This window comes from Streptomyces chattanoogensis (genome assembly GCF_001294335.1).
GTDB lineage: Bacteria > Actinomycetota > Actinomycetes > Streptomycetales > Streptomycetaceae > Streptomyces > Streptomyces chattanoogensis.
The window spans coordinates 68,019-77,216 of the sequence record NZ_LGKG01000153.1 but is presented as its reverse complement, the minus strand read 5'-3'; the positions used below and the strand labels follow the sequence as shown (position 1 = coordinate 77,216).

The 9,198-nt window shown below is 72.3% G+C and carries 8 protein-coding genes and 1 pseudogene; 4 read left to right on the top strand and 5 right to left on the bottom strand.

Annotated elements, in window-relative coordinates; genetic code table 11:
* Positions 1-277 precede the first annotated feature (277 nt).
* The 3 genes from ADL29_RS27045 (at position 278) to ADL29_RS27035 (ending at position 3,415) form a co-directional block, all read left to right on the top strand.
* Entirely contained in the window at positions 278-1,819 is a 1,542-nt protein-coding gene (locus tag ADL29_RS27045) for an ATP-dependent DNA ligase (protein ID WP_053926189.1), read from the top strand.
* 13 nt (positions 1,820-1,832) lie between these two features.
* Entirely contained in the window at positions 1,833-2,309 is a 477-nt protein-coding gene (locus ADL29_RS27040; RefSeq protein ID WP_053926188.1) for an NUDIX hydrolase, read from the top strand.
* Between the two features lie 98 nt (positions 2,310-2,407).
* Positions 2,408-3,415: an ArsR/SmtB family transcription factor gene (locus tag ADL29_RS27035; RefSeq protein WP_053926187.1), complete on the top strand. Its 1,008-nt coding sequence runs from the start codon at positions 2,408-2,410 to the stop codon at positions 3,413-3,415.
* A 55-nt stretch (positions 3,416-3,470) separates the two neighbouring features.
* Here ADL29_RS27035 and ADL29_RS27030 read toward each other — a convergent pair whose 3' ends face one another.
* From ADL29_RS27030 to ADL29_RS27010, 5 genes and pseudogenes are all read right to left on the bottom strand, one after another.
* Positions 3,471-4,463, bottom strand: coding sequence for a zinc-dependent alcohol dehydrogenase family protein (locus ADL29_RS27030; RefSeq protein ID WP_053926186.1), 993 nt, complete (start codon positions 4,461-4,463; stop codon positions 3,471-3,473).
* Positions 4,460-5,164: pseudogene (locus tag ADL29_RS27025) on the bottom strand (carbohydrate ABC transporter permease); the annotation flags it as partial. The pseudogene ADL29_RS27025 and the gene ADL29_RS27030, both read right to left, overlap by 4 nt.
* A complete protein-coding gene (locus tag ADL29_RS27020; RefSeq protein ID WP_425424284.1) occupies positions 5,074-6,006 on the bottom strand; it encodes a carbohydrate ABC transporter permease in 933 nt (310 codons plus the stop codon). The gene ADL29_RS27020 and the pseudogene ADL29_RS27025, both read right to left, overlap by 91 nt.
* Positions 5,990-7,321, bottom strand: a complete 1,332-nt coding sequence (locus ADL29_RS27015; RefSeq protein WP_053926185.1) for an ABC transporter substrate-binding protein — start codon at positions 7,319-7,321, stop codon at positions 5,990-5,992. The genes ADL29_RS27020 and ADL29_RS27015 overlap by 17 nt, the downstream gene beginning before the upstream one ends.
* A 257-nt stretch (positions 7,322-7,578) precedes the next feature.
* Positions 7,579-8,340: a DeoR/GlpR family DNA-binding transcription regulator gene (locus tag ADL29_RS27010; RefSeq protein ID WP_046929199.1), complete on the bottom strand. Its 762-nt coding sequence runs from the start codon at positions 8,338-8,340 to the stop codon at positions 7,579-7,581.
* 374 nt (positions 8,341-8,714) lie between these two features.
* On the opposite strand from ADL29_RS27010, the gene ADL29_RS27005 reads away from it, so the two are divergent.
* Positions 8,715-9,143: an STAS domain-containing protein gene (locus tag ADL29_RS27005; protein ID WP_387869804.1), complete on the top strand. Its 429-nt coding sequence runs from the start codon at positions 8,715-8,717 to the stop codon at positions 9,141-9,143.
* Positions 9,144-9,198: the final 55 nt, after the last annotated feature.

The following is a 9,198-nucleotide window of genomic DNA, read 5'->3' as shown; positions in this document are numbered from 1 at the left end:
GCACCTCCCCGTTGTGGGTGGGGAAAGACGGTGGGGGTGGACGTAAGCCCGTACGTGCGCGCAGTGGGAGTGGGACGCTCGCCCCCGCCGAGCCCCCTCACCCCCACTGTCGGGAGGGGACGGACCACAGGACGGAGTCCGGAGGGCCGGCACCGCGGCCGACACACAACCCCCGCCCGCCGCAGGCGCAACGGCGAGACGACACCACGGCGGGACAGCCGAAAACGTACGGCCCAGGCAAAGCGCAGCGAACCGGCGGAGGGGCCACCATAGCCATATGCTCCTCGCCGTCCTGGCCCAGGTCTCCGCGGACATCGCCGCCACCTCGGCGCGTACCCGGAAGGTCGCGCTGCTGGCGGGGCTGTTCCGGGCTGCCGAGCCGCAGGACGTGCCGGTCGTCATTCCGTACCTGGCCGGGCGGCTGCCGCAGGGGCGGATCGGGGTCGGCTGGAGCGTGCTGCGCGAGCCCGTGCCGGCGGCGGAGCGGGCGACGCTCACCGTGCGCGAGGTGGACGCGGCGCTGACCGGCCTGGCCCGGGTGGCCGGTGCCGGGGCGCAGCGGGAGCGCCGGCGGCTGGTCCGGGAGCTGCTGGCCGCGGCGACCGGGCAGGAGCAGCGGTTTCTGTACGGGCTGCTGACCGGGGAGGTACGGCAGGGGGCGCTGGACGCCCTCGCGGTCGAGGGGCTCGCGGCGGCGACCGAGGTGCCCGCGGGCGACGTACGGCGGGCCGTGATGCTGGCCGGTTCGCTGCCGGACGTCGCGCGGGCGCTGCTGGCCGAGGGACCCGCGGCGCTCGCGGAATTCCGGCTCACGGTCGGCCGCCCGGTCGGCCCGATGCTCGCGCAGAGCGCCGCATCGGTGGCCGAGGCCCTCGACCGGCTCGGCCCGTGCGCCGTGGAGCAGAAGCTCGACGGCATCCGGGTGCAGGTCCACCGGGACGGCGACGACGTACGGATCTACACCCGCACCCTGGACGAGGTCACCGACCGCCTGCCCGAGGTCGGCGCCGTCGCGCGCAGCCTGTCCGCCGCGCGCTTCATCCTGGACGGCGAGGTGATCGCCCTGGACGACGTGGGACGTCCGATGTCCTTCCAGCGCATCGCGGGGCGCTTCGGCTCGCGGGTGGACGTCGGCGCCGCACGGGCCGCGCTGCCGCTGTCACCGGTCTTCTTCGATGTGCTCGCGCTCGACGACCGTGACCTGCTGGAACTGCCCGCCGCGGACCGGGCCGCGGAGCTGGCGGGGCTGGTTCCCGAGGAGGCTCGGGTGCGCCGCCGGGTGGTGTCCGACCCGGCCGATGCCGCGGCCCGCGCCGCCGCCGAGGACTTCTGGGCCCGGACCCTGCGCGACGGCCACGAGGGCGTCGTCGTCAAGGCCCTCGACGCCCCGTACAGCGCGGGCCGCCGGGGCGCCGCATGGCTGAAGGTCAAACCGGTGCACACACTCGACCTGGTGGTCCTGGCGGCGGAATGGGGCCACGGCCGGCGCACCGGCAAGCTCTCCAACCTCCACCTCGGCGCGCGCGGCCCGGAAGGCGGGTTCGTCATGCTCGGCAAGACGTTCAAGGGACTCACCGACGCCACCCTCACCTGGCAGACCGAACGCCTCCAGGAGCTGGCGGTGGCGGAGCAGGGGTACGTCGTCACCGTACGGCCGGAGCTCGTCGTCGAGGTCGCGTACGACGGCCTTCAGACGTCCACGCGCTATCCGGCGGGGGTGACGCTGCGCTTCGCCCGCGTCGTGCGCTACCGGGACGACAAGACGGCGGCGGAGGCGGACACCGTGGAGACGGTGCTCGCACAAGGGCGGCGGCCATGACGGGAGCGCGGCCATGACGGCGAAGCACAGCGCCGGGCTGCTCCTGTACCGGATGCGGGCGGACGGTCCCGAGGTGCTGCTGGCGCATATGGGCGGGCCGTTGTGGGCGCGCCGGGACGCGGGGGCCTGGTCGGTGCCCAAGGGGGAGTACGTACCGCCGGAGGAAGCGCGGGACGCGGCCCGGCGGGAATTCGAGGAGGAGCTGGGGATCCCGCCGCCGGACGGGCCGTATCTGCCGCTGGGCGAGGCCCGCCAGTCCGGCGGCAAGGTGGTGACCGTCTGGGCCGTCGAGAGCGACCTCGACCCGGAGCGCATCGTGCCCGGAACCTTCGAGATGGAATGGCCCCGGGGCTCGGGAACGGTCGCCGCCTTCCCGGAGATCGACCGGGTCGCCTGGTTCACCCCGGCACAGGCGGCGGAGCGGGTGGTGAAGGGCCAGCGGGTGTTTCTGGAGCGGCTGGCCGGACGGCTCGACGACGGCGCCCCCTGAGGAGCCGCCAGGGAACCACCGCACCCCGGGGTACGTCTTTCGGCGGGGGAACGACGGGGGCACCGGGAACGGGGTCATGAGCATGCCGCGGGGGCCGCATGTTGCGTATCCATTTCGACGAACGGGACATCGCACGCGTACAGATCGCCTCGGCACCGGACCCGCTGTGGGAAACGGTGCTGGCGGTACATCAGCTGACGGCGCCCGGCCACGGTGTGCCGGTGTACGCGGCCTGGCGGGCCCGTGCCCGCGCCGAGCTGGCCGACCGCGGGCTGACCCGCGCCGCCCGGCTGATCGGCGCGCTCGCGCCGGGCGACGCCCGCTACTTCCCGGACTTTCTGACCCCCGATGCCGGACGCGACGGCCTGGCGGCCGGGCTAGAGGCGCTGCGGGAGACGCCCAGGGCCCGGCTGGCCGCGGAGATCCGCCGGGCCGCGCTCCCGGCGCGGCTGCCGCGCTGGGCCGGTGCGGTCGCCAAGGGAAGCCGGCAGCCCCTGGACGAACTGGCCGCCGCCTTCGCCGAGGTCCACCGGGCGGTGATAGCTCCCGACTGGACGGAGGCGACCGCCACGGCCGACCGCGACCGGGCCGCCCGCAGCCGCGCACTGTGCCAGGGCGGCGTCGACGGCATGCTCAACTCCTTCAGTCCGTACCTGCGCTGGGAGCCGCCGGTGCTCCACGTCGACTACCCCTGCGACCGCGATCTGCGCCTGCACGGACGCGGGCTGCGGCTGATCCCGTCCCACTTCTGCTGGCGCCGGCCCATCGCGCTGGCCGACCCGGACCTGCCTCCGGTCCTCGTCCACCCCGTCGCCCACACCACCGGCTGGGCCCCCGCCACCGCCCGCGCCTGCCACCCGCAGGCCCTCTCCGCGCTGCTCGGCCGCACCCGGGCCCGGGTCCTCGCGGCCCTCGGTGCGCCCGTCACCACGGGTGAACTGGCCCGCCGGCTACGGGTCTCCGCCCCCTCGGCCAGCGAGCATGTGAGCGCGCTGCGCGAGGCCGGTCTCGCCCACAGCCGCCGCGACGGCGGGTGCGTCGTCCACGCGCTCACCCCGCTCGGCGCGGCGCTGCTGCACGGTGAGCTGGCTCCCGTACGGCTGTGATGCACGGGCGCCCGGGCCCCCGAGGAGGGAGAGGGGGCCCGGGCGCCCGCGGTCCTCACGGCAGGACCTGGATCTTCCTCCCCTGCCCCGCCTTGAACCGGTCCAGCGCCGCCCCGTACTCCGTCAGCGGCAGCCGGTCGCTGATGAACACCTCCGGGTCCAGGACGCCCGCCGCGAACAGCTCGGCGGCGCGTTCGTAGCTGTGCAGTACGGCCATCGAGCCGGTGATGGTGATCTCCTGGTTGTAGATGCGGTACGGCTCGATGACGGCGCGGGCGGCGTAGTCGGCGACCCCGAACTGGAGGAAGGTGCCGCCCTTGCCGACCCGTCCCAGCGCGTCCTGGATGGCGCGTTCGCTGCCGGTGGCGTCGATGACCACGTCCCAGCCGCGCGGCCGGTCGAGCTCGTCGGCGGAGCCGGCCGCGTTGCTGCAGCCCAGGGTGCGGGCGGTGGCCAGCCGGTCCGGGTTGATGTCGACCATGTCCACGCCCGCGGCCCCGGTGCGCTTGGCCAGTTCGAGCATCATCAGGCCCATGGTTCCCGAGCCGTAGATCAGGACCTGGGTGCCCAGCTGCTGGGAGCGCAGGATGTCGTAGCCGCGTACCGCGCAGGAGAGCGGCTCGATCAGGGCGGCGTCCTCGGTACGGACGTGATCGGGCAGCTTGACGCAGTTGGCGACGGGCGCCACGGCGAACTCGGCGGCGCCGCCGGCCGTGGACACCCCGATCGCCTCCCAGCGCTCACACAGGTTGTTGCGGCCGATCCGGCAGTAGTGGCATTCGTGGCAGTAGAGGGACGGGTCGACGGCCACCCGGTCGCCCTCGGCCAGTTCGGTGACGGCGCTGCCGGTCGCGACGACCGTACCGGCGAACTCATGGCCGGGAACGACCGGCAGGGTGGGGGCGAACTCGCCCTGGAGGATGTGCAGATCGGTACCGCACAGCCCGCATGCGGCGACCGAGACCACGACCTCGCGGGGACCGGGGGTGGGGTCGTCGACGGTGGTGACCTCCACCTTCCCGGGGGCGCTGATGACTGCGGCTTTCATTTCACGGCTCCGAGGGAGAGGCCCTGGACGAGCTTGTCCTGGGCGGCGAATCCGGCGATGAGCACCGGGAGGGAGATGACGACTGCGGCGGCGCACACCTTGGCCAGGAACAGGCCCTGGCTGGTGACGAAGCCGGTCAGGAACACCGGCGTGGTGCCGGCCACGATCCCGGTCAGGACCCGGGCGAACAGCAGCTCGTTCCAGCTGAAGATGAAGGAGATCAAGGCGGTCGCGGCGATGCCCGGCATGGCGACCGGCGCCACGATCCGCATCAGGGTGGTGCCCAGCCCCGCCCCGTCGATCTGCGCGGCCTCCATGATCTCGGCCGGGACCTCGGCGAGGAACGAGCGCATCATCCACACCGCGATCGGGAGATTCATCGAGGTGTAGAGGATGACCAGCAGCCAGATGCTGTCCAGCATCCCGCTGTTCTGCGCGACCAGATAGATCGGCAGCAGCCCGGCCACCAGCGGCAGCATCTTCGTGGAGAGGAAGAAGAACAGCACATCGCTCCACTTGCGCACCGGCTTGATCGACAGCGCGTACGCCGCCGGTACGGCCAGCGCCAGGACCAGCAGGGTGGAGACGACCGAGGCGGTGAGCGAGTTGATCAGCGGCGGCCAGGGGCTGACGCCGGTGCCCGCGCCGAAGAACTCGCGGTAGCCGTGCAGGCTGAGCGAGGCGCCGAGGCTGGGCGGGTTGGCGGGAGGTTGGCGGTGCCCAGGCCGCCGGAGGTGATGGTGAACACCGCGTCGAAGTTCTGGACGACGTAGACCGTCCCGAGCAGCGCGGCCAGCTCCAGATAGCGGCGCAGATGCGGCAGGGTCAGATAGCGGAAGATGTCGAAGGCCGGGGCGCCGTCCATCCGCGCCGCCTCGATCGCGTCCGTCGCCCGGCTCTGCAGTCCCGCGAGCAGGATCAGCATCATGAACGGCGTCCACTGCCAGATCAGCGACACTTCCACCGCGGCCAGCGGCGAGTCGGTCATCCAGTCCGGCTGCGGCGGGCTGTCGCTGCCGAACAGCCCCCAGATCCAGGTCAGCGAGCCGTTGATGAGCCCGTACGAGGCGTTGTACAGCGCATGCTTCCACAGCAGCGCGGAGGCGACCGGTACGACGAGGAACGGCGTGATGAGCAGGGTCCGTACGATGCCGCGGCCGCGGAAGCTCCGGTCGAGCAGCAGCGCCAGAACCAGCCCCAGCAGCAGGCTGACCAGCACCACGGTCACGGTCAGGACCACGGTCGTGCCCATCGAGGCACGCATCGCGGGGTCGGTGAAGACGGCCTTGTAGTTGTCGAAGGCGGCGAAGCCGCGGTTCTCGGGGGCGAGGGCGTTCCAATGGAGGAAGGAGATCACCACCGTTGCCACGAACGGCAGTTGGGTCACGATGATCAGGAAGACCAGCGCGGGCAGCAGGGGCGCCCGCCGGGCCCAGTCCATGGCCCGCTGTCTGCGCCGGGTGCGGGCCGCCCGTCTGCCCGGTGCCGGGACGGTGTCCCGGGCGCGGGGGCTGCGCCGGGTCGGTTCAGTGGCGGTGGGCATCGGCCACCTCCTGCGCCAGCCGCTGGCTCTTCTTGAGGGCCTCGGGGACGCTCTGCGCGCCGGCGATCGCATCGCTCACCTCGTGCGAGACCTTGGTGCCCAGGTCGGCGAACTCGGGGATGCCGACGAACTGGATACCGGGGGCCGGACGCGGCTGCACACCCGGGTTGCCGGGCCGGGCCGAGCTGATCGCCTGCTCGGTCGCCCTGGCGAACGCTCCGGACTCCTTGACGTACTTCGGGTTCTCGTAGAGGGAGGCCCGCTTGCCCCCGGGCACGCTGGACCAGCCCAGCTTGTTGCCCACCAGCTCCTCGTACTCCTTGCTGGAGGCCCAGCTGATGAACTTCCACGCCGCGTCCTGGTTCCTGCTGGCCTTCTGCACGCCCCAGGCCCAGGTGTACAGCCAGCCGGAGCTGGGAGTCTTCTCGACCGGCGCCGGCGCGTAGCCGACCTTCCCGGCGACCTTGGAGTCGGAGCCCTCCAGCGAGCCGGCGCCGGCGGTCGCGTCGTACCACATGGCGACCTTGCCCTGCTGCATGTCGTTGAGGCACTCGGTGTAGCCGGCCTGCGGGGCGCCCGCCTCGCCGTGCTTGCGGACCAGGTCGACGTAGAACTGGGTGGCCTTGGTGAATTCCGGGCTGTCCAGCTGCGGCTTCCAGTCCTTGGTGAACCAGGTGCCGCCGAAGGTGTTGACGACCGTGGACAGCGGGGCGATCATCTGGCCCCAGCCGGGCTGGCCGCGCAGGCAGATCCCCTTCATGCCCTTGCGGAAGCCGTCCAGCTTCGCCGCCATCGCGGAGACCTGCTGCCAGGTCGGCCGCTCGGGCATGGTCAGTCCGGCGGCCTTGAAGAGGTCCTTGCGGTACATCAGGAACGACGACTCGCCGTAGAAGGGCTCCGCGTAGATCTTGCCGTCGGCGGCCGTGAGGGACTTGCGGAGCGGCGGGAGGATGTCCTTCTGGTCGAACTTCGTGTCCTTGGCGGCCTGTTCGCCGACCGGGGCGAGCCATCCGTTGCGGGCGTAGATCGGCGTCTCGTAGTTGCTGAGGCTCGCCACGTCGTACTGGCCGGCCTGGCTGGAGAAGTCCTGGCTCATCTTGTCGCGCAGATCGTCCTCCGGCAGCACGGTGTAATTCACCTTGATGCCGGTCTCCTTGGTGAAGTGCTCGGCGGTGAGCCGCTGCAGATCCACCATCTGCGGGTTGTTGACCATCAGCACGTTGAGGGTGTCGGAAGCGCCGTTCGCGCCGCCGAATCCGCCGGAGCAGGCGGCGGTGGACAGCGTCAGGGACAGGGCGACCGAGGTCAGCCCCATGACGCGGAAGGTACGGCTACGCAGGGGGGTTTGTGCTCTCACGGCTCTTACCTTTCTGGGGACATATGGCGGGTGCCGCACCTGGCGTGGGGAACCGTGCTGCGGGCACGCTGGGGAGACCGTCCGACGGCCGGGGGAAGCGGGGCCTTCGGCGGTGAGCTGTGGATGGTGTGGGTACGGGCGGGGGATGTCCGACGTCCTACGTTCGACGTCCGACACCGTCCGCTGCGTGTCGACCGGGGCGGCCCCCGGACTGCTTACACCCGGAGCACCTGCGGCCCCAGGAGGGAATAGCGGTGGGCCTCCGGCGCGGAGAGCCCGGCGTCGGTGACGACCGTGTCGAAGTCGCCCACCTCGGCGAACCGGCAGAAACTGCTGGCCCCGAACTTGCTGTGCACCCCGACCAGCACCCGCCGCCGCGAGGAGCGCACGGCCTGCGTCTTCACATCGGCGACCGCCGGATCGGGGGTGGTCAGACCGTGCTCACGGGAGATGCCGTTGGCACCCATGAAGGCCAGATCGATCACGAACCGGGCGAGCATGTCCCGGGCCCAGGAGCCCACCGTCGCCTGGGTCCCGGCGCGGACCCGGCCGCCCAGCAGCAGCACGGTGGTGGAGTCGGACGCGGAGACCAGCGACGCGGTGCGCAGCGAGGCGGTCAGCACGGTCAGCGGGCGGTCGGTGGGCAGCAGCGTGGCGACCAGCTCGGGCGTGTAGCCCTCGTCCACGAACACCGTCTCCGCCTCGCCCACCAGCTGCACCGCGGCCGCCGCGATCCGGCGCTTCTCCGCCACCTGCTGGGTCTCCCGGCGCGCCAGCGTGGTCTCGAATCCGGCGCTCTCGACCGGATACGCCGCGCCGTGCGTACGCCGGATGAGACCGCGCCGCTCCAGCTCGCTCAGATCGCGCCGCACGGTCTCCCGGGCGACCCCGAACTCCACCGCCGCATCGGCGACCTCGACCCGCCCCGACTGCCGGGCGAGCACGAGGAGGCGGTGCTGACGTTCCTCGGCCCTCATGCTGCTCTCCTGCCCGTAGCGATGGTGCTGGTGGACGACATCGGCATGACCCGCGGATGACGGGCCCGGCCGACGGTGCGTTCGGTCACTGACCTGCCCGTTTCTGTCCGCCTGAGGTTTATAGCAACGGTAGGACGCCGGAAGTCCGCCCGTCACGGGGGAAAGGCTGCCCGTTTCTGCCCGCACCAGGACGGCCGTGACCTGGCCGGAAAGCCGGTACCGGTGCCCGTACGGCCCGGGGAGCGTTCCGTACGTCTGCCCGCGGTGGTGCGTGCCGCCGCGGGTGCCGTCCCGCGCGCGACCCGGGTCCGGCCCGTGTACGAGGGCGGGCCGTGCCGGTGATGCGGCGGAAAAGGGCGCTTAGTCTGGACGCCATGAGTGCGGAGATGCGGTCCTTGGCGGTCACGACGGTCGTCGAGGCGGAGGAGTGCGCGGTGCTGCGGGTCAGCGGGGAGCTGGATCTCCGGACCGAGCAGGCATTTCTCACGGAGGCGCGGTCCATCGTCTCGGCCGGCCACCGCTTTCTCGTGCTCGATCTGACGGCCCTGCGCTTCTGCGACTCGCGGGGCCTGAGCTGTCTGCTGGCCCTGGAGTGGCTGTGCCGGCGGCTGGAGGGCCGGCTGTTCCTGGCCTCGCTCGGCGTCCGGATGCTGCGGCTGCTGGTCGGCACCCAGTCGCTGGGCGTCTTCTCCTGCTTCCCGACCGTCGGCCATGCGCTGGCGGCCGTCCCCGACGGCGCGCGTCCGTCGTGGCCGCCCGCGGTCGACGAGCCGCCGCTGCCCGGCGATGACCCGTTCGTGTGAGGCGACGGGGCACCCGGGTGACGGCCAGTGCGGTGGCCCCGTCGGGGTCCCCGAC